Origin of the sequence: Spirosoma sp., from assembly GCF_048594605.1 — a bacterium.
Lineage (GTDB): Bacteria > Bacteroidota > Bacteroidia > Cytophagales > Spirosomataceae > Spirosoma.
In genome coordinates this window covers 61,287-86,130 of the sequence record NZ_JBMDWV010000133.1, presented here as the reverse complement: position 1 = coordinate 86,130, position 24,844 = coordinate 61,287, and the positions used below count along the sequence as shown (strand labels likewise).

Below are 24,844 nucleotides of genomic sequence, written 5' to 3'. Positions count from 1 at the left end.
TATAGCATCCATGAAAACCAAACCGATTCTACTTACCTTATTTGTTCTCGCGGTGCCCCTATTGTCTGTCGGGCAAGTCAAAGACCCTATCGTAGCAGGCAAAGGTATCGCTACGGTCTCGACCGAATCAGGCGACGTTCGAGGCTACATTCACAACGGTACGTTTACGTTCAAAGGGATTCCTTACGCTAAGGCTGAGCGGTTTATGGCTCCGTCAAAACCCGACTCGTGGACGGGAGTTCGATCTTCAATGACGTATGGGCCTGTTTGTCCGATGGACCCAACCACGACCACGAATGACGAGATTGAATTTCCGTTTCAGCACAATTGGGGCTATACCAACGAAAACTGTCTGAGCCTGAACGTCTGGACGCCCGAGATCAGCAAAGCCAAAAAGCGCCCCGTTATGGTTTGGTTGCATGGTGGCGGGTTTACAGCCGGTTCGTCAGTAGAGTTACCGTCTTACGATGGCGAAAATCTAACTAAAAAAGGCGACGTAGTGGTTGTTACAGTCAATCACCGGCTGAATATCCTGGGCTTTCTGGATTTGTCGGGCTATGGCGAGAAATACAAAAACTCGGCGAATGCGGGGCTGATGGATTTAGTGTCGGCTTTACAATGGGTGAAACAGAATATTGATCAATTTGGGGGCGATCCGGGTAACGTAACCATTTTTGGCCAGTCGGGTGGTGGAGGTAAAGTAACCAGCCTGATGAATGCCCCTTCAGCGAAAGGCTTGTTCCAGAAGGCCATCGTGCAAAGTGGTAGCTACATAACCAGTTTTGCGGAAAGCGATCTGATGAAAAAAGTCAGTACTGCCCTGCTCGAAGAACTAAAGCTACAACCTAACCAAGTCGATTCGTTACAGAAAATCTCGTACGAGCGGTTAAATGCGGCTGGTAAAAGGGCACTACGAAAAGTATCTGATGGACTGAAAGCCGAAGGAAAGCCAGCTTTTGGATTAGGCTGGGGACCCATTCATGATGGCAATGTGCTGCCCTACCAACCGAACGAACCGGCGGCTATCGCCCTTTCTAAAGATATTCCGCTGCTGGTTGGTTCAACAAAAAATGAGTTTACCCCCTTTAATCCGGCTACACGCAACATTTCGATGGAGGGCGCCAAAGCCAACTTACAAAAAAAGTATGGTGATAAAACCGATGCTTATTTGGCTGCCGTGAAAAAAGCTTATCCTGAAACCGTAAAGCCATCCGATTACATCGATATCGATCTAAACTTCCGGCCACTCACTGTTCGGCAGGCCAATGCGAAAGCAGTTCCGGGGGCGGCTCCGGTGTATATGTATCTATTCACCTGGCAGTCGCCGGTAATGGATGGAATCTATAAAGCCATGCACTGTATGGAAATTCCGTTCGTTTTCGACAACATCAGCCGTTGTGAAGAAATGACCGGTGGTGGTAAAGAAGCGCATACCCTGGCCGATAAAATGAGTCGGGCGTGGATTGCCTTCGCCCAAACGGGCAACCCTAACCACAAAGGTCTACCGACCTGGCCACAATACACGGCCGAAAACGGTGCGACCATGATTTTTGACAAAGTAAATCAGGTAAAAAACAACCCGGATAAGGAGTTATTGCAGATTGCTGGTAGCAAACAGATGTAGATGCATTTTGATTTAAGACTAATTTTTATCCCACATGCCCTTTCGCTATTGTTTACTCGTTTTTCTGAGTGTTGGCCTGTTTCTTCCAGACTTTCCTGCACAGGCCAACATCGTAAAGCTTGTCATTACGAAAACCGAATCTTACGCGGGAGGAAGGGCATTTGGCAAGGCCGGAACGTATGAACGGGTATACGGACAGGCCTATGGCGAAGTGGACCCCAACCTGGCTTCGAACAAAATTATCCAGGATTTGCGGCTAGCTCCACGCAATAACCGGGGTCTCGTCGAATACGTCTCGGAGTTTATTCTGCTACGTCCCACCGATATGGCTAAGAGCAACGGACTGCTGTTTCTTAGCCTGCCCAACCGGGGGAACGTATTTCCGGCGGATACGACACTGCTCAAACGAGGTTACGTGTATCTGTGGAGCGCCTGGCAGGGTGATGTGTTGGCCGGAAATTCCCGGCTAACGATCAAGGTACCGGTTGCGACGGAAAACGGCCGTGAAATCACGGGTAAGGTTCGCGCAGAATTCCAGGTGTTTACGCCTGCGCAAACGCAGCTTCTGAGCAGTGGCCCGTTTAGTGGAGCAACGCATCACAGCTACGAAACCGTCAGCCTGGATAACACCGGTCTTCAACTTACCAAACGCGTTCACGAAGCCGATCCACACGTCCTCATTCCGAATAGTGATTGGGCTTTTTCGGATTGTACGACAAAACCCTTTCCCGGTACGCCCAGCATATCCCAACTTTCAATTAAGGGTGGGTTTGATCCGAACTACATCTATGAGTTGGTGTACACCGCTAAAAATCCACTCGTGATGGGCTTGGGGTTTGCCGCTATCCGGGACATTACGTCGTTTCTGCGCAACTCAACCACCGATGAAGCTAGTAACCGAAATCCACTGTTATCGGCAGCTATCCAAACGATCCCAATTCGGGCGGCTATTCTACAGGGCGTATCACAGTGCAGTAATTTCTGCCGAACGTTCCTGCAATTGGGCTTTAATCAGGATGAAAGCGGCAAGCGGGTGTTCGACGGCATCAACGCACACATTGCTACCCGGCGTAATTCGTTGAACGTGCGTTTTGGCAGACCGGGCGGTGGTGGTCTACAACGCGAAGATCATTTGTTTCCCAGTAACGAAGCACCGTTCACATGGCAAATAACGAACGATTCCGTTTCGGGAATCACCGGGGGAATTCTAGAGGCCTGTTCGCCGGTGGGCAATTGCCCAAAGATTATGCAAACGCTCAGTTCATCGGAATACCGGCAAATTAGGGCGTCGCTACCGACCACCGATCCGGCGGGCACAAAAGACCTGACGATTCCCGACAATGTGCGCATTTACTTTATCGCCGGAACCCAGCATTCACCCAATGGCGCGCAGGACCCACTGAGTGGTTTCCAGATGAATTACAACCCTACCCAACCTACGTTACGGGCCTTGCTGATTGCGCTGGAACAATGGGTGCTGTCGGATAAACTACCACCCGCCAGCGCCTACCCTACCTTGAAGGCAAAAACGCTTGTATTGCCCGACGCAAAAAGTATCGGCTGGCCGTCGATTCCCGGTGTGGTTTATAACGGTCTGTTCAACAACGTTCCGTTGCTCGATTTTGGTGCCGATTTTGACAGCCACTACATTACGGGTATCGTGACCAACGAGCCGCCGAAGGTGGTCAGGGAGAATGCATACGCCGTATTAGTCCCAAAAGTGAACCAGGATGGCAATGAAATAGCGGGCATCCGGAATACGACCATGCAGGTACCACTCGGTACGTATACAGGATGGGCATTACGTCGAGCGGGTTACGGAGCAGGGGATTTAGCCTCGCTGAACGGCATGTTCATCCCGTTCAAAAAAACAAAGGCCGAACGGCTAGCGACTGGCGATCCTCGTTTGTCGCTGGAGGAACGGTATGGAACACACGAAGCATACGTAGTGGCTGTCCGGAAGGCTGCCGACGACTTGGTAAAGGAAGGCTTTTTGTTACCAGAAGACGCTCAGAACGAGGTAAGCATAGCTGAGAAAAGTAACGTATTGAAATAATTCCGTAACCTATACTATGCTTTCTCTGTTTGGATTTGCCACGATTGGGATTTTTCTGGTGCTGATTATTACCAAGCGATTGTCAGTTGTTACGGCGCTGGTTTTGGTACCTTTGATCATGGGTCTACTGGCCGGATTTAGCCCAAAGGAACTGGGCGAGATGATTCTGTCGGGCATCAAACAGGTAGCTCCAACGGGTATTCTGCTCATGTTCGCGGTCCTGTATTTTGCGACCATGCTCGATGCAGGCCTGTTCGATCCGATTATTTCCGGAATCGTTCGGTACGTCAAAGGCGATCCCCTCAAGGTAATTGTCGGCACGGCGATTCTAACCATGATTGTTCATCTGGACGGCGACGGTACGGCGACGTTTATGATTGTTATGTCGGCTTTCCTACCCATTTACAAACAGCTAAAAATCAATCGACTGATCTTATCGGGCATTGTCGCGTTAAGTGTTGGTCCATTACACCTGGTACCCTGGTCAGGCACATCGGCGCGGGCCATTTCGACGCTGAAGACAGATGCTACACAGTTGTTTAATCCGAATATTCCAGCCATAATCGCTGGCATCGGATGGGTACTTTTTGTGGCCTACTGGTTTGGTCAGAAAGAACGAAAGCGGTTAGGTATTACCGACCTGGTCTATGCGCATCACGAAAATTTAACCGATCAACAGCAACAACTACGGCGACCCAAGCTGTTCTGGGTCAACGCTCTATTAACGATTGGGCTCATTGTTACGTTGATGAAAGGATGGGTTCCTACGCCCGCTCTGTTTGTGGTAGCCGGTGCGGTTGCGCTGCTGATTAATTACCCCATGCTGCCCGATCAACAAAAAGTGCTTCGAAGTCATGGCAACAATATTTTCATGGTCTCGAGTATGATCTTTGCAGCAGGTGTGTTTTCGGGCATCCTGACCGGCTCGAAGATGATCGACTCTATGGCCACCTCCTTGGTATCGCTCATTCCCCAGCAACATGCGGCCTGGTTACCCACGCTAACCGCCATTACCAGTATGCCCGCTAGCTTATTATTTACGCCGGACGCCTATTATTTTGGGGTTGTACCCATTTTGAGTCAGACCGCCACGCAGTTTGGTATCGATCCTCTCGAGATTGGCCGGGCTGCATTGCTGGGTCAAATGACGGTTGGTTTTCCGGTAAGCCCGCTCACTGCTTCGACATTCTTGCTGGTTGGGTTAGCCGAAGTCGATCTGGGTGATCATCAGAAATTTATTTTGAAATGGGCCTTCGGCACTACGCTCGTGATGACATTAGCCGCTCTACTCACCGGATCAATTCATGTATGAACGGCAAGATACTATGAAAGAAACCATTCGCATTGGCTGTGGAGCCGGCTTCTCCGGCGACCGACTAGAACCGGCGGTTATTCTGGCGCAGCAGGGGCAATTAGACTATCTGGTGCTGGAATGTCTGGCCGAACGAACGATTGCCCTGGCCCAAAAGCGGAAACGGCAAAATCCAGCACTCGGATACGATCCAATGCTGGAACGACGTATCGAACGTTTATTACCCCATTTGCTAAATAACCACGTTCGGCTGATTACAAACATGGGGGCAGCTAATCCGCTGGCGGCTGCTGAGGTAATCGTTGGTATTGCCAGACGGCTTGCGTTGTCCGTAACCGTAGCCGTCGTAACGGGTGATGATGTATTTAATCAGCTTACGGGTCACGAGATTTCGCTGGAAACTAGCCAACTCTTACAAGAATCCGGGCAACTAATTTCGGCGAATGCGTATCTGGGTGCCGATGCTATATTGCCTGCCCTGGCAACAGACGCTGACATCATCATCACGGGCCGCGTGGCCGACCCTTCGCTATTTGTCGCGCCGATGGTTCACGAGTTTGGCTGGTCGCTGGAAGATATGGAGCGGATTGGGCAGGCCACGGTTATTGGTCATTTGCTGGAATGTGCGGGCCAACTGACGGGTGGTTATTTTGCTGATCCGGGCAGAAAAGATATTCCAGATATGGCACATCTGGGCCATCCCTTTGCTGATGTTTCGGCAGATGGCACCGCCGTATTTGGTAAAGTAGACGGAACAGGTGGATTGATGAGCGTAGCAACGGCTAAAGAGCAGCTGCTTTATGAAGTTATGGATCCAAGCCGGTACCTGACTCCCGACGTAACAGCCGATTTCACTACGGTGCATTTGGCGGAAGTCGGCCCCAACCAGGTGAAAGCGACGGGTGGACAAGGACAATCCCGGCCGACTACGTTAAAGGTCAGCGTTGGCTATAATGCTGGGTTTGTTGGCGAAGGGGAGATTTCCTATGCAGGATCGAATGCAGTGGGCCGGGCAAAACTGGCCGGAGCCATTATTCAGGAACGATTGCAGGATCAGTTTGCTGATCTTCGCATTGATTACATGGGCAGTACGTCCGTTCACCGAACGAGCTTCGGTGAACGGACGGAGCCGTACGAAATCCGGCTTCGGATTGCGGGTAAAGCGTCAACCTTTGAGCAGGCTGCTCTAGTGGGAGAAGAAGTCGAAGCGCTTTATACCAATGGGCCGGCAGGTGGCGGTGGCGCCCGAAAATATGTCCATGAAGTGGTTGGTATTGTATCAACACTCATAGATCGTACTCAAATCAATCCGCAAGTTACGCTCTTTCAACCATGACCATCAAGCTCTATAACATCGCTCATAGTCGGGCGGGGGACAAAGGAAATACACTGACGCTATCGTTGATTCCTTATAAATCGGAGGATTACCCGTTGTTATGCGAAAAGGTAACAGCTTCTGCTGTCAGCTATCATTTTCGCGATCTGGTACAGGGAGAAATTACCCGGTATGAATTACCCAATCTGCCTGCTCTACATTTTGTCTGTCAACAGGCATTGAGCGGTGGGGTGACCACTTCACTAACGATCGACACTCATGGTAAAAGCCTGAGTTACGCTCTGCTGGAGATGGTTATCGACAATGAGCTCTAGCAAATAAGCACCCTTACTTTTTATTTATGGTTGAGATGGTTCTCCCTGAAAGCCCTTAGTGACCCGATGACGAGAGAATGGTCCAGAAAAGCTGATTTGCGCGTTACGTTATCTATCTCGCCCTGAGAATGTTTTAATTATATGCCATAACCGATGACAATAAAAACCATTCAGAGGAAATTGTCAGATGGATTGGCGAGCAAGTAGCGCAGTTACCATCCTATACCTACTATTATTCTTCGTTCACGAAAAGAATCGTACTTCAGTCGATAATCCACCTGTATCTAAAGAATCAATACTGCTAACTGGCTCTATGGCTGTAATTACGTAGTACTTCCAGCAATATGCTCCTTTGGTAAGATACGTAACATATAAATGACAACGTATAGACGGGATCGTTAATATAGACTTATTAAAAATAAAGTCTACAGTTCCCTAGGTCCTTTTCTTCCTCAACACTGTAGACTTTATTCCTCAACATTGGGGAACTACACTTGTTTAAGTCAGCGTATGTCAATTATAGCCTCAAAATATATAGTTAAATTTAAAATTAAATAAACTGCCAAAACGAGCTTGCAAGATTGTTTATTCATATGTTGAACGACTGCATTGCTTTGAGCAATCATTCTAAAAAATCGTTGGCAGGCATTTTGTACACTCAGCTAACTATCCTGCTAGCCTTCTCAATCGAAAACCTTTAATTGCCTGATTACCGCAAATGTGACTCTCCTCAGGGGAATGGCTTTTGTCGGTTGCCCAGTTTTATACCCACTCTATTACTTGATTGCCATGTTGAGGGCCACCACAGCTTACACGAAAGACAGGTCGCATTTACTTTCTATTCTGATTAGTCGGAGTTCGGCTTTCGTTCATTGGTTTGGCCGACTCACTATACAATTGACAGCACTTCTGGTAAGCCTGTTTTATCTGTTTGCGGTACTGGAGGTTGACCTGGGAGAAACGGGTGACAGCTTTGGCGATGTCTACGATACGTATATTTTATCCGAGCCGACGCAATCACCTAAATCAACAGTAGTTATTTACCGGGACATCTTGCCAGCAAGCCCGGTTATATCGTTCAACCAGCAGCTACCCTCTTTACCTGTAAACTGGTCCTTTGTTCTGGCATTATTCCCACTATTCTTTTATGGGTATAGGCCTCCTAAATACAGGCATCTCCATCTGTTGCATGCCATCTGGCGGCTATGAGACTTTCTCTTTTTTTACTTCAATCCTATTTGCTGCTCAATATCTGGTAGCCGGTGATTCTGTATCATTTACTGATTGGCTAAACGGACTCAAATAAATCCGCTTACGATGGCCTGTGCGATGATACACTATAGAACGATTTAACCGGTACCTGCATCCTGTCGTTTACCAACCTTACAACGTGTTTGGGTGGTAAAAGCGGCTGCCCAGTTTTACCTTGTTTATCTAATTTTACTGTCAACCATTCATGCTATGGCACCTATTGCCAACCCACTCATCGACTCGATTAAAATTCCCGGCTGTCCGAGGCCTGTTTCATTAACTACAATCATCCGCCTGCAAGGAGACGGTAACTACACCCGGCTTCATTTGCAGACCCATACTAGACCCCTGCTGGTGGCTAAAAGTCTAAAGTGGTTTGAAGAACTGTTACCGGGATTTGTTCGAGTACATAAGTCGGACCTGATTAACCCGAGCTTCGTCCAAATGCTGGACTATCATAATGCCAAAACGCTCGAAGTGCGTCTGCCGGACAAGCAAATTATTAAGGTCTCCCGCCGTCGCATTGACCCCGTTCTGATCAAGCTAAAGCACCATGCGATTCATATGTCTTAATAATGATCTGCAGCCATAAATCCAATCATTAATGAGACAATCATTATTAACAACGAGTGTTCTTCTGGCAGGGCTACTGGGTTTTGCTATCTATTGCTGGTTCTTGGTTAACTGGTATCAGGATATAACACTAGCCCATTACGAGTATCATCCAGTAGAAATCATTTTGAAATCAGTAGCCATTCTGGCCTATTGTTATTTAGCCTTTCGGTTCTTTCAGCTCAAGCTAAAAACTATCCGAACGTTTGACGAGCGCTAACCACGATCAATACAGGCTGGAACCATGACTTAATGCCGGGTTTGTTTCCAAACTTACTCGTGCAAGCAAGTGCCCTGATTTTGGAAACAATCAGGCACCTGACTACCAGACTAACTACACCAATTCAATAAATAATTACCAATCTCACCATTCACGATCTGTTGGTGCTGAAACTAGTTTCAGCACCAACGCTTTTCTTCATCCATCTATGCCTACCGCTACCTCTGGCTTCTTCTGCCTGCTATTGTTGATGACGGTTTTGCCCAGCCAGGCGCAAACTGATCGGAGGTGGCACTACCAAACCGAGGCAGGCTACTTTGCGGCCTCTACGCCCAACACGCCATTCTGGTTACGTAGCAATCAATATGGAATTGTACCTGAGCAAAGTCCGTTCATGACGCTACGTCAGTCGGTAGGCCGTGACTACCGAACCCGCTTGCCGCGTGCCGATAGTCTGAAAGCGATCCGGCGTCGGATTGATTGGGGTTGGGGTGCCCAGGCCGTCTTTAACGCGGGCTATCGCTATAGTTTGCTCATCCCCGAAGCGTATCTTAAGCTTAAGTTGTGGCAAAGCCTGGAAGTCTGGGCGGGCCGACGACGAGAAGTGATAGGTCTGGTCGATTCATCCCTGAGTTCAGGCTCCTACGCCTGGTCAGGCAATGCCCTACCCCTGACCAAAATCCAGGTTGCTATCCCCGATTACATTCCTCACAAAGGCTTATTTAGTATAAAAGGATTCTACGCCCATGGCTGGTTTGAGTCCGGTCGGTTTGTCAACAATGCTATGCTGCACCAAAAAGCCCTATATGGCCGGTTTGGCAAGCCTCATTGGCGAATCAAACTCTATGCCGGCATCAATCATCAGGTCATGTGGGGTGGAACTACGGAACGCCTGTCAGGCGGAACGGTCAAAAACAACCAGTTGCCGGATCAATTTAGCGATTACATCAAAGTGGTCACGGCAAAATCGCTCGCTAATACGGCGGATGATTCTGCTCGGGTCAGTGCCTTTGATCGGGAAAATCGGATTGGTAATCATTTAGGAACGGTCGATCTGGGTTTTGAGTATGTCGGTCAATCCTTTTCGGTGTTTGCCTACCGGCAGAACGTTTATGAAGACGGCTCCCTGGTTTATTTGACCAATATTCAGGATGGGCTTAATGGCCTGCGCATCCGAAACCGGCGCCCCCGTAATCCATCCAGGGTTCACATCGAAGACCTGCTGCTTGAATATCTCTATACCCAGAGTCAGGGCGGGGCTTTATTTATAGAAAATGTTGACGCCCAGCGGGGGCGGGACAATTACTTCAATCATTCCCAGTATCAGGACGGTTGGTCACGTTATAGGCAAACGATTGGTACACCTTTTATTAGCCCTTCGTCGAACAGTCGGACTGAATTACCGCACTACGGATTTACCAATAACAACCGCGTAGCGGTTATGCACCTGGGCCTTTCAGGTCAGGTGCTGGATTGGTTTTCCTTTCAAGTTAAAGCCTCATACAGCGAAAATTTAGGGAGTTACGAACAGCCCTTTCCCAGCCCAATTCGTCAGTTTTCTTCACTGCTATCGGTATCGTCGCCAATAATGGGGATAAAGGGCATGTCGGCTCGCCTATCAATGGCCTCAGATTTAGGAGATTTATACGAAAACACGATGGGAGTTTATCTGGGCATTCGAAAAGACGGATCATTTTAACGCTACGCTGGATGCCTTTTGTAGTCACCTTCTCTCCTTGATTTCGGTAACACTCGTGCCTACTTAATGGATTCCAATCGGGTCACCCGCCAGTAGTCAGGACAACTCATTTCGCTTACTATGGAAAGCGTACATAGGACCTTCGGTTCAAAAATCGATCGCCTAAGCCCAAAGCCTCGGAATCCACTTTCTTTTGCACTACGTATCGTCTGTACAAAAGAAAGTGAATCATACATTTTGGAACGGTTTGTGAACATTAAGTCAACAATCGCTCCCTGGTTGGCCGACTAGCTATCTGACTCGTATTTTACCTCACACTGATAGCCATCATTATCAATTAATGATTCTGTTCCTGCTGTTTTTCGAAATAGGTTTGCGGAAGTGATGCCGTCTCATACCAATACAAGCGAAGATCAATTAGAAAGCGCTTCCACTCTGAAAATGAACATGGCTTATTAGAGAAGGCAGCAGCGCCCAATCGGTAAGCTTCTTTGACATGAGTGGCATCCTCGCTCCGGGACAGCACAATAACAGGCAGTAGCCTGCCCAGTGGATGGCTCTTCAGCAACTGTAGAAAATCTAAACCGGTGTGCCCGCCAGGCAGAAGAACATCAAGTAGAACTAACCGGGGGCCTTTTCCTTCTAAATTATAGAAATAAACAACGGCTTCTTCGAAGGTGGTAACGGGAATGATAGTGGCTTCAGGAAAGTACGTTTTGGCCGTGCGCCGGAGTGTATCCACAATGGCCAGATCATCTTCGACCAGTAGAATCGGAAATTCAGTCCTACTGTGTATTGGAAGATAGGCTATTTCAGTATCGTTTATCAACTGTCGTCAGATTCTATGGTTATGGACTAGTATAGTCTTTATTGCCAGGACTCTATGTGGGCGCTACCCCTGATTTTTTCCTGTTGCTGCTGATATGCCAGGAGTTCCTTGAGCTTAATCAGTAAATCCCAATCCGTTAATCGGGAAGCCTGATTACTCACGATATCAATCAGATGCTCTATCTCCTGAATAGTCAACAAGTGGCTGGGTTGGGTCGTGCGCTCCTGACGGTATTCTTCCAGACACATCCGCTCAATATACTGACGTTCATACAGCAGATTGGTCGAAAGGCTATTACCCTCCTTTACGCTATGCGCTGCCCGAAAGACCTTAATGCGGATAATCGTTGTGGCAGGCTGAATGAGTCCCAAGCGGATCAACTCATCATAAAAGCCATTCCAACTGGCGAACTGTGCGGGTAATTTCAGGTGATAATTAAGTTGTTGATTACCCGAATCATGCTCTATTTTCTTCATTCAATGGGATGCTGCACTACATCTTCACGTAGTGCATGGTTATCAATTAAGTCGTACAAGCCTACAGGAACTAGCCGTTACAGACCCTTGAAAACTATACCAAAACAACGTCTTAGCAGGGACTACAGGCTGAGTATCCACTGGTATAGATTCGATTAAGCCGTTCGGGTTTAATGAATTTGCTCTACCTGTCGAATTTTTCTCAGCAAATGCCATTTATACACGCGTGCTTAACGTAGGTGACCTTTGTAAATAGTCTGTTAAACCGTACTTAGCGCCTGTGGCTAATTAACCACATCTTCGTACCAGGCAAGCTCCCCACCTGCACTCAGTTGATGTATGAACCTATTTATCCCTTCTTACGCCTTAAGTAAGACATCCCTCCCGGAATCTTATCCCTACAAGCCGTCTGCGACCTCAAATACCATCTCTTGAATAAACGTTTCACGTTCAGGTTGCCCTCTAGTTTATGATTCCCTGATGATTAATAGACGACTGATTTTGGACGAAACGGCAAATCCACGTTATCACCGGTGTAACAACTAATCAAGTGAATCAATACTAACGTTGATTTACAACTCCTCATTATCGATACATTATTCATTATCAACCAATTAAGGCATTCACAACAGGCGAATATGAGCTTTCGACAATGGCTGGCCTGGAGAACGTAACCTTTTTTATGACCACCGCATATGAAGCACTACGTTCCACTTTTGTTCCCGCCGGAAAGCCAAAGTCTTCAACTAAAATTTACCTATTGCCAGGCCAGTGTGCACTTACCAATCGCGTAAAAGTTCGTGCCCTTTACGTTGGTCATGGCCGTATAAATTACGGTAAAGGTTCCATCATCCTCTTCAAGCGCACAAAGTGGCGTGCGGGTTCTATGATCGCCCGCTTCGGCCCACATGTTGCTGCCCGATTGTACTTTTACGCGTACTTCGCGACCCCAGTTCACGCCATCAGCCGACAGACTGTAGCCAATTTCCTGATCGCCAAAGGAATCGAAAATCATTAAATAACGACCATCTTTCAGTTGGTAGACAATTTCATTTTCCATAAACTCGTCGGCTACCGGGATGGGATTAAAGCCTTCGGGCATCCGGGTCCAGGGGCCATTCAGTTTTTTTGCGAATGCAATGCCCGTCGGCCAGGGGCCCCTGGGCGTATGGTAATGGCCGTCGTACATCGAATACCAGGTGTTGCCCACTTTATAGGGATTAAAACAGGCAACGGCCTGCTGCCCCTCCCAGGGTTGCGACGTACTATCCGGCTCCATCACTACGTCCATGTCTGCATAAGGTCCGGCAATACCGTCACGACCTTTTTGTACCGATTTTGCCCGCCATATCCTCCCGGCATAATCGTTGCCCGCAATTTCGCCTTTGGCTTCATCCCCCGCCCGATAGGCCACGTAAAACAGGTTCCAGGCATCTTCCTCTTCGTTAAACACCACACCCGTTATCCAAACCTCCGAACGGGGATTGGTCGGGGTTCGGCCGGGAATGCTTTCTACAATCGTTGAGTGCCGCTTCCAGTTGACAGCGTCGTTGCTTGACCAATACGAAATGCGCAGATCCCTATTCGGTCGATCGAACATTTCATTGACAAACATATGGTACGTCTGGTTGATTTTGACGACCTGCCCCGTTTCAAAACCGGAGCGATTTTTACTAGCCAGCACATCGGCATGGTTAGTGCCCACCACAGGCCCTTTATGCTCGTCTACCAATTTTAATACCTTTCCTTCAGAGGCTTTTGTATTGCTTTTTCCGGCAGGCTTCCCTTGCTGCCCCCATACCTGGGCCTGGTTACCCATCAAGAGTACGAAAACAACTACGTAGTACAGCATGCAACTCCCTGTTCTTCTTACGGACATAAGAAAATAAAAATTAGTCTGCGCCTATTCTGAACGCATTCACGATACGTATTCTATTGACAATTTATGGAAGGCAAATCGGTATTGCCGGTATTAAGTTGACTAAATGGCGAAATCTACTTTTGTTCCTACTTCTCCCCCGGATGATACGTTTTCTCGACGTGTTGCTGGACATCTTCGGGGTAAAACCAGACATCTTTGAATTTGCCCTCGCAAAAAAGCGGAGCCTGGTCGGTAAAATGCTTCGTGTTGGGTCGGCTACTTTGTCCGCCCGTAACCACCGATCGGGCTTTTACTTTTTTGCCAAATTCAACCACCGCCACAAAACTGTTCCCAACGTAGCCGTAGCGTTTTTTGGTATTTGGTGCCGTACGTGCCCCGTAAGCCGCCAGTGAACCCCACACAGAGGGCGTAAAACCAACTGGAATACTTGGCTGCTGATCGTCGTAGGTTTCCTGAATTTTGCCGGTCAATCGCTGATACCGGTTGATGTCGCCCCAGGGTGTTTTCCACGTACCGAAATCACGGGTTAGCTCAGCGAGCGTTTCTTTCAGTATATTTATTTTTTCCTGTGCGGTTGTTTTCTCAATCACGAACGCCGTAAAGCTCAGGAAATCGAGCCGCTGATTTGCTGGTACGCGACTACGTGCCAGCCGCTGAATTTTTTCGCCCCAGAAAATCGCCAACGTCGTTCCAACCGACGTAGTGCCGTAGCTTTTGTTCCAGCTTTTCAGGATTTGAATGGCCTCTGCTACGTCCTGAGATCTATTGGCAGAATTAGCCGAAACCGTTTGATACGCTGTTATCAAGGCAGGAATCAACTCGTCGAATCCGGCCAGATGCGGGTCGTTGGCAGCCGCAATCAACGTATCAAGCGTAAAATTTGATTTCTGACTCAGCACCCGAACGGCGTTAATACCCCGGTAATTTTCGGCGTCTGGTGCCATGTAGATCGGGTATTTATTTTTCTCCGGGCTGTTGCTGCCCGATACAGTGAAGGGCGTTGAGTTGCAGTTCTGTATCCAGCCATTAGCCGGATTCTTCACCTGAACCAGTTCATCGACAGCGTGTAATCCTTTCCAGTCTGTTTCGGGATTACTGCCATCAACGGGCTGGCTCCAGTCAAATTTTGGGTTGCGTTTAGGCATGAAATTGCCGTGCCAATACGCAATGTTGCCATCCCGATCCGCAAAAACGGTGTTGTTCGATGCGTTTCCGTTCAGTTTCATTACGTTCTTATAGCCCGCATAGCCGTTCGCTTTTGTCCGCAAATACGATTGTTCCAGCGCTTCGAGGGGCGTATTCATCATGCTGACGGCAATCCATTTTCCATCTTTTTCGCCAACAATGGGGCCGTGTTGCGTCCAGTATAGCGTAAATTCTTTGTACTGAATCCCATTGCCGGACTTGTACGGCAGTTTTATTTTTTGCGTCCGAACGGGTTTTACTACGTTCCCATAGCGATAGAAAAAGGCATTACCTTTTTTCTCGATAGTTTCCAGGTATTCATCCATCGAATCGGCACCGCTCGACGTATGCATCCAGCCACAGTTCTCGTTAAATCCCTGATAGATAAAGAATTGACCCCACGTAACAGCGCCGTACGCATTCAAGCCTTCCTGACTGCTCATCTGGAGTTCCGACCGGAAGTAAAACGACGTATGCGGATTAATCAGCAGCAGCGCGTTTTTCGTCGCGCTTTTTGACGGCGCAATCGCAAAGCCGTTAGAACCAACGGGTTCACGCTCATATTTGTCGAAATCGTTGATCGACGAGGTGAATTTGTTGTGCTCATAAAAAGCCTTTAGTCGATCCGTAGAAATGCCGCTTATATTCCCGCCAATACTTCCTTCGCTAAACATCAGCGGCATCCACGGCTGAAAGCGCGTAAGCAATCGGGGCTTTACGTCCGGATGTGTATATAAATAATAGTTGGTGCCGTCAGCGAAGGCGTCGAGCAATTTTTTCATCCAGGCTGGACTTTTTTTGTAGATCGCAATTGCCTGCGTCGAATCCAGAAATAGGCGGGCGCGCAAATCGTGGTATAAAGCAGACTCGCCTTCCACTTCGGCCATCCGACCAATCGCATCGATGTAATTTTCTTCGACGCGGGCAAAATCATCCTCGCATTGTGTATACAGCGCACCAAACACTACGTCGGCATCGGTTTTTCCGTATATATGCGGCACACTCCACGTATCGCGTGTAATCGTAATCTGCTTAGCCTGCTGTTGCCAGCGCCCAATTTCGGCTTTTGTAAACGATTGCGCACGAACGAACGTAGCACTGAGAATGCTACACAAAACAATAATCGACTGGAAAAGCGAGCGTAGCGAATAATTCATTGACGAAGAAAGATGAGCGACAGGTTATTTGACAAAAATAAAATTTCCCGATTGGAATCGCTTCGATGATACGTAGAACCTGTTTAAACTTTCTAAAATAGACGTCATAGAGAGTGATTTTGTCATTCCTCCCTACGGTCGGAATGACAGAACCAGACCAATTTCTGCCCTTGAGAGAAAAGTTTAAACAGGTTCGTAGTAATTTCCGTGACGTTACGTTCCGATTCAACTTTATTTTGATGGTCAGGCAACCCTTTTTTCAAACCCAGCATTTCTGTCATTGAAACCAGTCAACCGCTATGTCAAAACAACTTGTCGAACAGTGCCAGCGCGGGAACGCTTTTGCCCAAAAGCGGCTGTACGACCAGTTTGTGAACCGGCTGTTTCGGGTTAGTCTGCGCTACGTTCGGAATGAGCCCGAAGCGGAAGAAGTACTGATGAATGGGTTTCTGAAAGCATTTCGCGCCATCGCCGATTTTACGTATCGCGACGATAACGGACTGGAAGCCTGGCTTCGGCGGATTGTGGTCAATGAAGCGTTGCAACACCTACGTAGCAACCGACACTTACCGCTTTTTCAGGCCGACGATGATGCGGAACGCCAGCCTGATCCGGTTCCATTGCCCGATACAAATCTGGATGCCGAACGGATTTACGCCCTGATTCGGGAGTTACCGCCTGGCTATCGAACCGTGTTTAATCTCTACGCGATTGAAGGATTTACGCACCGTGAAATTGCCGAACAGTTGAATATCTCTGAAAATACGTCAAAATCACAACTCAGTAAAGCGCGTGCCCTGTTGCAAACCTGGTTAACCCATTACGGCTATGAAGCAGAAACCCGACGAAATGCCTGACGCCTGGGTGCGCCAATCACTCCGGCAGCTGCCCGATGCACCACCGCCCGATTCGGCCTTCGATTCGGAACGGTTGTGGGCGCAGCTACGTCCTGAACTTCAGGCTCGGCCCGTTCGCCGACGGATGCGCTGGATTTGGCTGGCAGCCGCTTGTCTGGCTGGGCTTGTGCTGAGTTGGTTTTTCTGGCAAAATCCACACACTGATCAGCCTGTCGTTGCTACGCATCATTTCTTACCAAAACCATCGGTTAAAGCATCTGGTAAAGCAAAATCGCTGGATAAAGCCGACACATTAGTCCCTGTTTTTGCCCAGCGTTCTCGTCAAAAAACAAGCAGACAACCGACTGAAAAACAATACGTTGCTCCACAGGCTTCGACCCACGTAGCATCCGTCTCACATCCTATAATTCAGGACGTAGCAGTTCCGCTTGCTGATTCGACGGCCACAACGATCGAACCATCTTTGGTTGCTGAAAAAACAATGGAACGTAGCAAACCGAACGTAACGACGGTTAAGCCGAAGAGACGATTTCGGCTTATGCACGAAAACGAGCTACGAGCCGAAGAAGAAGCCGCTCCCAAAATTTACCGAACCGACCATTTTGTTCGTATCGGATCAGGACGTAGCGATGCGCCCGTCTCGGAACCTCGTCAGACAGAACCTCCATTATCCCTAACGACTAAAAAAAGCCAATAACCATGCGTTTATTTCTGCTGATTACTACGCTGATGCTGAGCGTAGCCGAAATTACTATGGCCCAATCGACCGGTTCACGATTGAGCGAGCCCGGAGTACGACGAAAGTTTATCGGTATCAGTCATATCGAAATTGATCTGGGACAACGTAACACATTGCTGATTGGGTTCGACCGGTACGCGCAGGTTCAGGCTCATAAAAACATCGATTCGGTGCTACGTATGTTTGTGGCCGACTACCGCAAAGTGGAAGACACAACGCAAAGCCCAACCCGTGCGATCCATACGCTATTCAAGCTCCGTGACGAAGCGCGGGATTTGTCGCTACGTTACACGCCACAACCTACCACCGATTTTCGTGTTCAGGATGGCGAAAGTCCGGTTGAGATGAAAACGCAGCAGGATACACTTCAGGTTTCCTGGGTTCCAGCTTTATCAAAGGCTATTCCGAATGATTTTGCCGTTTATTTTTTCGTCAACAGCCTTCACGATCTTGAACGTCTGCTCAGCACGGGCGGAGTCAATCAGAAAGTGGAAAAAGCGCTGGAATCGGTACGTGACTTTAAGCATCACGACCTGACCAATCCCAGATACGGATTTAGTCTACTACAAAGCGCCGATAACAAGCCAACGTTCCGCACACCGGGCCTCATTGGCGAGCCGTTTCTTAGTTTTCATGCTGGCGTTGGTGTAGGGCTTATTCGAACCCAGTGGGTACCGTCGCTGAATTTCGAGGTGGAGTTGGTGCCCAGTCGGTTTCGCCGGGTGGGCTACAGCATTGGGTATACAGGCAATTTCTTTTTTGGTCAGTCAAATACGGATATTACCATTCGCGATTTTCTGAATGTAGGGGTCAATTTTTATCGCTTCAATAAAGATGGTCGCACAGCCGCCTTCAACCGACAAGTTGGTTCATTTTACATCGGTCTACCACTACGTCGGGATGATTATTTTTTTGAGCGAAATACGATTCGTGTGGGCGGAACCGTCTATCATAACGGTTTATTCAAAGTGCAGCCAGAGCTTTATATGAGTAATTTCAAAAATGTTTACCCCGGACTGCGACTTGTTGTTGGTTTTTAATCCTAAACAGCTTCTACCTAAGCCAGTCATCCAAAATCGATTTTTGAAGTTTGTCGGGATTAGGTAACCGGGTTATCTGAAAACTACGCTCGGATTTTTTGGCGAGCGGAATCAACTTTTCGTCGGTGGCTCCGTCCTGAGCGACCAGCAGCTTGACAGGTGCACCGGGTTTGAGTGATTTCAGACCCGCTACGGTGGCGGTTTGGTCGTTTAGTTTGGAAATAACCGCTCCGCTACGTATACCAGCTTTCCAGGCGGGTGACTCCCACTCAACGTCGGATACATAAAGCCTGTCAGCTTTTTCCCGTACAGCCAGTCCCAGCCACGTATCAGAAACTTGTCTGAGCGTCGTGTCAATGGCTAATCCAGCGTAGTTGAGGTATTTCGGATAATCGATTGCTTTGACCGTCGAAGCGTAGTTAAACACCTCTTGCAAGGACGTACCGGCCGTTTTTTCGCAGACGGCCCGAAACTCTTCATCTGTAAACCCACGATTTTTTCCCCGATAATAGTCCTGATAAAGCGTTCGCATTACGTTGTCGAGCGACTTTTTGTTCTTCGTTTCATGGCGAATCCTGAAGTCGAGCAACATCCCCAGAATCGGCCCTTTTTCGTAGTAGGAAATGGTTTTGTAGGCATCGTCGCCGGTACGCCCAAACGGGCCATCTTCCCAGGTTTCGTAACTGGCCTGCGTCGCCGACTGAAATAAATGACCGGGCTTGTTTTCGTACGCAGCGAGATTGGCACGTAGTGCGCTCAGTAGTTCATCGTCCGTCATCAGCCCGGCCCGACGTAGCATCAGATACTCATAATAAACGGTAAACCCTTCCGACACCCAGAGCATATTCGTCCGGTTTTCCTGGTCGTAATCAAACGGGCCAAGTGCTACGGGGCGAATTCGCTTTACGTTGTAATGATGGAAATATTCGTGCGCCAGAAACTTATACAGGCGTAGTTTGCCCTGCGGTGTGTTCAGCCCATTACCATCAAAACTGATGGACGTAGAGTTCAGGTGTTCGATACCTCCCCCACCCGGCCCAATGGCAATAAACGTATAGTGTTTGTAGGGAATGTCGCCAATGATGGCCGCTCCCGCATCCACGATCTTTTTCAGGTCGTTGATGAACTGAGTCCGGTCGAAATTTCCGAGGTCATAGCCAATAAAATAATGCGGAATGCCATTCACTGAAAACGCAGGAAGCTGCTCCAGATTTCCCATCAGCATGGGGCTGTCGTAGAGTATGTCAAAATCAGGAGCCGTGAACGTATTGACTTTCCCCGGAATTGAGTCCAGCCCCGTCGCAATGATTGATTTCCAGCCAGAATACGGATGCAACGTAACGGTAACGGGCTGCTGAAGCTGGTTTGCTACGTGCATAAACACGCCAGCCGGTGAAATGTAGCCTTTGTTTTCGTCCAGATAATTCCCGGCAACAAAATTGCGCATAGCTTTTACGTCATACGTTACGTTCAATTCGGGCGCTTTACCGGCCTGCACGCGCCAGGTGTTTTTTCCTGCTTTTGCCCACGTTAGCGCCTTTCCGGCTTTATCAGTCACCTGAAAATTATCGACGTTGCTGGCGTAATTCATCAGTTGGTAATAGCCCGGTGTCCAGGCAGGCATTTTAAAATCGACCGATTCGCTGCCCTTGTTGACGTAACGTAGCGTGACGTGAAACAGGTGATTTGCTGGCTGGTTCATAGTTACGTCGAAAGCCATCATCTGCGTCGTTTTCTGAGCAGCCGAATGGATGGGGAGAGCCAGAAAAGCCAAATAATACGTTGCCCGGTTAATAATTTGAACAGAGCGACAAAGCCATGATTGAGCCAGTAGCGAGAATTTAATCATGATCTGATGGGCAAGAATAATTGGCTGCGGAGGCAGGTTATGTACCAAATATAACCCTATGCCCGTCTGCTGATACTACGTTCTGACAAGTTATTGAAAAGGTTAAACTACGTCTTGCCAAACATCAATCAGCTCCGCTCCATCGGCTAACAACAGCTACACACGTTGCCACCCCTTACTTATAAACAGCAGTAGCCTTAAACCAAGTCACCGCTCAAAAGCTTCCGAAGGATTAGTTTGTATGAAAATGTAGAGACTAAAGCGCTCTTATTCATGTATATACATTTAGTTTTTTTGTTACTTTTTCCTATTATACAAGTCAACTAATCACATATTAATATGTACATAAAATACTGTTGTTTTCTTAAATCACTGTTTTACAAAAACGTATGCGTAAAAAACTCCTTTTCGTCCAGATTTGCCTCTGGTTATGTTGCATGCTAGCTCCAGTGTGGGATTCGCTCAATGCCCTACGGCGGCTAGTTTTACCCAAAATATAACGGCCGCGACCTGCCCCTCGAATGGCATCATTCAACTCAGTCACCCTTCTGATGTTCCTGTTACGGGCGGCAATGGTATTTCAGGCGCTTTGTATCAAATCACTTCGGGGCCCGCTGGTGGTGGTTACCAGACCACCGCTCAAAGTGCTAATACGTTTGAAGGGCTGCCGCCAGGTAGCTACACGATCTCAATTACTAAAGATGGCTGTAGCCCTGTTTCGGTAACTGTCAATGTAGCCAACAATTATACCCCATTGGCGTTAAGCACAACTGTATCGAATGTTTGCTCGGGTAGCTATGCCGTTAGTGCTACCATTACAGCCAACACTACAGGCGGTAAAACACCCGTTGAATACACATTCCTGAAAACAACCAACGCCAACACGCCCGATGCAGGATTAACCTACAGCTCGTCATCGACGTTTAACGTAACGTCGGCAACGGGTAGCTATGGCACGTACCTGGTGCGTGCGAAAGACCAGTGTGGCGTATTTACCACTCAAATGGTCGATGTGGTGCCCACCAATCCCAAAGCATCGTTTAAGTTCGAAAGTGCAGTCGATGTAGATTGTAACAATTACAAGATTTATGGGCGCTTGCATGTCAATGGCAGCGCAATCAACTTCATACCGGGCTATAAGGTCGAAATTTTCGACGTAACAGCGAGTGGCAGTCTGCCTGATCCATGCTCAGTGCCTGCAGGAGCCTCGCCGGTCTATTCATTCACCATGAATACGTCTGCCGATCTACAAATACCGGTATTTCCGAGAGCTTACAGAAATTTGGTTATTCGGACAACCAGCCCCTGCGGTGAGCCCGAAGTAACCTGTATCGACCTGGATAATAACAGTAATTTCGTTCGCCTGTTCGATGTAAATAATACTACGTCGTGCAACACAAATAGCGGTGGTGTAAACAGAGTGAATATCATGTCTACCCAACATCGGTATTCTTACCCGCTCACGATAACCATTAAAGATCACGCTACGGGTACAGTGTTAGCCACCAACACCTATACGGATCCTGCCGTCTATCGCTTTCTGACGGAGGTTGATTACGTAGCCGCCGGATACGATGTAACGATAACGGATGCCTGCTCGAATACAGAAACAGAATTTATCGTGCCCGCTGGTCCGGGAGGAGCTACAACGGTCATCGTTCAGGATATTCTGGAGTGTGCTGTTACGCCTGGGGCAAAAGATGCTCGGATATTGTTTACGGGTGGTGCTTTAGGCGCCTATAATGCCGGATCGGTATTTAACCTCATATCAGGTCCATCAGGGCCTTATTCGCCACCCATCCCTGGTGATTACGATGGAAAAAATTATGTGACCTGGCGAAACTTGACGCCCGGTATCTATACGGGACAAATTAGCACCACGTCTACCGGTTGTGGACCAACCAGTTTTACGTTTGCTGTACCCAATAATAGCTCGACTGATCCAGGTTTGGTTTTTAATCTGGATGGAAGCACGACAATGCTTTGTGGAGGAACAGGCACCATTACCAGTACGCTTGATTATAATGGCTGGGGCGTCGTTAAATTCGATCTGCAAAATGCTTCTGGCGGTGTTATTGCCACAAACACGAACGGAACATTTGCCAATCTGGCCGCAGGAAATTATACAGTCAGAGCTTATGCAAAAACAGCGTGTGACACGGAGGTTTCTGCGACAAAAACCTATACCATCAATCCGGACGGCGCACCTCCAGTTATCACAAAAAAAGTAGGTATTGTTTGCGAAGATGGAAACACTACGCTGGCCACCGGAAAAGCAATTCTTGAATTTAACGGGGTGTCGCCTTACCTGCTCGAAATCAAACCAGCCAGTTCATCTACCTGGACAACCGAGGCTTCTGGCTTAACCACGAATACATATACGATCGACAATCTGGACGCCAACGCAACGTACGATATTCGACTGACCGACAATTGCGGCAATTCAACCGTCACCACGGTTTCCATTAAACCACTGGAAGCTCAGTCAGTAACTAATACAGACCAGCCTTGTGTGGGATCACCTTACACACTAAGCGCGCCAGATTTTCCAAACACTACGTATTCGTGGACAAAAGACGGCAGTGCTATCTCAACCTCCCGCGAGATCCACTTCACGTCCTTCGCGCCATCTGATAACGGTACCTACGTCTGTACCCTAACGGTGGGTGGCTGTGTGATCAGAACAATCACCGTAACGCTCAACAGTAATAATTGCGGAAATCCGTTCCCTGTTAACTTGGTTTCATTTACGGCGAATTCTGTCAATGATCGGGCTGTTCAACTCGACTGGGTAACTGCCAACGAACGCAACAACAGCCATTTCCTGCTTGAACGTAGTAAAGATTTAACCAACTTCGAACTAGTTCGCAAAATACAGGCCAAGGAAGGACAAAGTTTCCAACGTAGCACATATACACTGATCGATGAGAAAGCGTACCGAGGCACCAGCTATTACCGCCTGACTCAAGTCGATCTGGACGGGAAAACTACCCGCTATCCAGCTATTAGCATCGTACTACGTAGCGAAGCGTATGGAGTATATCCAAATCCGGTTAGTGGGCATCGATTCACCCTTAGCTTGGACGAGCCCCAAAACGCGGCAATTTCGCTCTATTCGGCAGGGGGGCAGGCCATCAGCTTTCAGAAAGTTAGCAAAACTGAAACGAGTCTTGAGCTGAGTACTCAGGGCAAATTGACAGCCGGGGTTTATTTACTGAAGGTGGAAGAACGTGGGCAAACCCGGACGTATCGCTTAGTGGTCAACTAACCTTAGCCGATTCTTTTCATTTCCCGGTTGATTACAAAAAAAGATCTGCCTATGTCGACATAGGCAGATCTTTTTTTTATGAAAATCAGTTAACCATGAGAGATAAAAAGCAAGTGTGTTTTCTACCTCGAATTAACCCGTTCTTATTTGCCTTACTCCTTTGTAATCAACTCTTTATTCACTATATTTACTACCCCAATTTTTCAACGAACAACCATACTAATGAGCCAGATATCGGTACTAAAACCACATTTGGCAACTCAATCTGCATGAAGAAAGGACGCTCAAATCCAAACCAGCTCCAGATCGATTTTCTGGCCTCTTTCCGACAAATGCTTGTAAGCCTGGGCAATTCTGAGAATTTGCCGGTTAATGAGAATCTTTTTATGCGCATGACTGATCAGTGGGAAAACACGCGGGCCATTCCTGCGAACCTTCTGTTCCAGAAAAGTCCGGTAGAAGCCGTTGTTTTTCGTTTGCAGAAAACAGATGACCGCCTTCGTTTCCCAGATGAATTCATTGCAGGCGAAATTCGTGGTGAACAGGGCCTGACGGGCTTTTCAGCAAAATTCCGGGAACAGGGTTGGGTTATACTGCCCAGCGAACTGTCGACCATGTATAAAAACCTGTTTCTAAATATTCTGGCGGCTTCTATTGGCCTGGAATATCTTTATTCATCGCGGAAAGAGCTATTGACTGAAGCCGAGCGCGTAGCACTGGCTGCTATGCTTCCTGAGGCCGAAGTACGTAAGTTTTTTGGCCTGCGTTTGTCTCGCTTTCCGGATAGTTTCCGCAGTGAAGTAGCTAATTATTTCAATATGCCATTCGATTACGTACTGAAACGTGCCAATCATCTGGGCATGGTGTCCGAACAGGTTATTGAAGAAGCCAGTTCGCAAACGCTACGTTCGCCAATTCTGCGTCGTCCGCAAAGTAGTCGAGCTGCTTAAAAAGCTTACTTATTATAAAAAGCCGGGAAAGTACCAATGTACTTTCCCGGCTTTTTCATGTTCTATGAACTGGCTCAAACACGACTTCATAACTTAGCGAAAACTCTTATTATGAGATGACTATACCTAAATAGCTCCTACTTTAACAAAATAACAAGCACTTCGAACATTATTGACTTTTTTCAAGA

19 protein-coding genes are annotated in these 24,844 nt (G+C 47.9%); 14 read left to right on the top strand and 5 right to left on the bottom strand.

What is annotated here, in order from left to right; all coding sequences use genetic code 11:
• Positions 1–10 precede the first annotated feature (10 nt).
• From ACOJS8_RS08555 to ACOJS8_RS08515, 9 genes are all read left to right on the top strand, one after another.
• A complete protein-coding gene (locus ACOJS8_RS08555) occupies positions 11–1,624 on the top strand; it encodes a carboxylesterase/lipase family protein (RefSeq protein WP_420148119.1) in 1,614 nt (537 codons plus the stop codon).
• A 34-nt stretch (positions 1,625–1,658) separates the two neighbouring features.
• On the top strand, positions 1,659–3,680 hold the full coding sequence (locus ACOJS8_RS08550; RefSeq protein WP_420148118.1) for an alpha/beta hydrolase domain-containing protein: 2,022 nt from the start codon (positions 1,659–1,661) through the stop codon (positions 3,678–3,680).
• A gap of 16 nt (positions 3,681–3,696) precedes the next feature.
• Positions 3,697–4,992: a CitMHS family transporter gene (locus ACOJS8_RS08545; protein ID WP_420148117.1), complete on the top strand. Its 1,296-nt coding sequence runs from the start codon at positions 3,697–3,699 to the stop codon at positions 4,990–4,992.
• Between the two features lie 13 nt (positions 4,993–5,005).
• Positions 5,006–6,328: an acyclic terpene utilization AtuA family protein gene (locus ACOJS8_RS08540; RefSeq protein WP_420148116.1), complete on the top strand. Its 1,323-nt coding sequence runs from the start codon at positions 5,006–5,008 to the stop codon at positions 6,326–6,328.
• Positions 6,325–6,642, top strand: a complete 318-nt coding sequence (locus tag ACOJS8_RS08535) for an AtuA-related protein (protein WP_420148115.1) — start codon at positions 6,325–6,327, stop codon at positions 6,640–6,642. The genes ACOJS8_RS08540 and ACOJS8_RS08535 overlap by 4 nt, the downstream gene beginning before the upstream one ends.
• Before the next feature lie 789 nt (positions 6,643–7,431).
• A complete protein-coding gene (locus ACOJS8_RS08530) occupies positions 7,432–7,851 on the top strand; it encodes a hypothetical protein (protein WP_420148114.1) in 420 nt (139 codons plus the stop codon).
• A gap of 252 nt (positions 7,852–8,103) precedes the next feature.
• Positions 8,104–8,466 carry a LytTR family DNA-binding domain-containing protein gene (locus ACOJS8_RS08525; RefSeq protein ID WP_420148113.1) on the top strand — a complete coding sequence of 121 codons (363 nt, stop codon included), beginning with the start codon at positions 8,104–8,106 and terminating at the stop codon, positions 8,464–8,466.
• Positions 8,467–8,497: 31 nt separating this feature from the next.
• Positions 8,498–8,725, top strand: coding sequence for a hypothetical protein (locus tag ACOJS8_RS08520; RefSeq protein ID WP_420148112.1), 228 nt, complete (start codon positions 8,498–8,500; stop codon positions 8,723–8,725).
• A gap of 208 nt (positions 8,726–8,933) precedes the next feature.
• Positions 8,934–10,424 carry a capsule assembly Wzi family protein gene (locus ACOJS8_RS08515; protein WP_420148111.1) on the top strand — a complete coding sequence of 497 codons (1,491 nt, stop codon included), beginning with the start codon at positions 8,934–8,936 and terminating at the stop codon, positions 10,422–10,424.
• Between the two features lie 337 nt (positions 10,425–10,761).
• On the opposite strand, the gene ACOJS8_RS08510 is transcribed toward ACOJS8_RS08515, so the two are convergent.
• From ACOJS8_RS08510 to ACOJS8_RS08495, 4 genes are all read right to left on the bottom strand, one after another.
• On the bottom strand, positions 10,762–11,253 hold the full coding sequence (locus ACOJS8_RS08510) for a response regulator (protein WP_420148110.1): 492 nt from the start codon (positions 11,251–11,253) through the stop codon (positions 10,762–10,764).
• A gap of 38 nt (positions 11,254–11,291) precedes the next feature.
• Positions 11,292–11,729, bottom strand: coding sequence for a hypothetical protein (locus ACOJS8_RS08505; protein ID WP_420148109.1), 438 nt, complete (start codon positions 11,727–11,729; stop codon positions 11,292–11,294).
• 757 nt (positions 11,730–12,486) lie between these two features.
• On the bottom strand, positions 12,487–13,608 hold the full coding sequence (locus tag ACOJS8_RS08500; protein ID WP_420148108.1) for a hypothetical protein: 1,122 nt from the start codon (positions 13,606–13,608) through the stop codon (positions 12,487–12,489).
• A gap of 128 nt (positions 13,609–13,736) precedes the next feature.
• Positions 13,737–15,953 carry a penicillin acylase family protein gene (locus tag ACOJS8_RS08495; protein ID WP_420148107.1) on the bottom strand — a complete coding sequence of 739 codons (2,217 nt, stop codon included), beginning with the start codon at positions 15,951–15,953 and terminating at the stop codon, positions 13,737–13,739.
• Positions 15,954–16,252: 299 nt separating this feature from the next.
• On the opposite strand from ACOJS8_RS08495, the gene ACOJS8_RS08490 reads away from it, so the two are divergent.
• The 3 genes from ACOJS8_RS08490 to ACOJS8_RS08480 are packed head-to-tail and all read left to right on the top strand — an operon-like array spanning position 16,253 to position 18,589.
• Positions 16,253–16,810: an RNA polymerase sigma factor gene (locus tag ACOJS8_RS08490; protein ID WP_420148106.1), complete on the top strand. Its 558-nt coding sequence runs from the start codon at positions 16,253–16,255 to the stop codon at positions 16,808–16,810.
• Complete coding sequence (locus tag ACOJS8_RS08485; protein ID WP_420148105.1) at positions 16,782–17,507, top strand: hypothetical protein; 726 nt, start codon at positions 16,782–16,784, stop codon at positions 17,505–17,507. Before ACOJS8_RS08490 ends, ACOJS8_RS08485 begins: the two co-directional genes overlap by 29 nt.
• A 2-nt stretch (positions 17,508–17,509) precedes the next feature.
• Positions 17,510–18,589, top strand: coding sequence for a hypothetical protein (locus tag ACOJS8_RS08480; RefSeq protein ID WP_420148104.1), 1,080 nt, complete (start codon positions 17,510–17,512; stop codon positions 18,587–18,589).
• 13 nt (positions 18,590–18,602) lie between these two features.
• Here ACOJS8_RS08480 and ACOJS8_RS08475 read toward each other — a convergent pair whose 3' ends face one another.
• Positions 18,603–20,438, bottom strand: a complete 1,836-nt coding sequence (locus ACOJS8_RS08475; RefSeq protein WP_420148103.1) for a M61 family metallopeptidase — start codon at positions 20,436–20,438, stop codon at positions 18,603–18,605.
• Between the two features lie 430 nt (positions 20,439–20,868).
• Between ACOJS8_RS08475 and ACOJS8_RS08470 the strand changes: the two genes are divergently transcribed.
• Both ACOJS8_RS08470 and ACOJS8_RS08465 read left to right on the top strand, forming a co-directional pair.
• A complete protein-coding gene (locus tag ACOJS8_RS08470) occupies positions 20,869–23,706 on the top strand; it encodes a T9SS type A sorting domain-containing protein (protein ID WP_420148102.1) in 2,838 nt (945 codons plus the stop codon).
• Positions 23,707–23,975: 269 nt separating this feature from the next.
• Positions 23,976–24,656: a hypothetical protein gene (locus tag ACOJS8_RS08465; protein ID WP_420148101.1), complete on the top strand. Its 681-nt coding sequence runs from the start codon at positions 23,976–23,978 to the stop codon at positions 24,654–24,656.
• Positions 24,657–24,844: the final 188 nt, after the last annotated feature.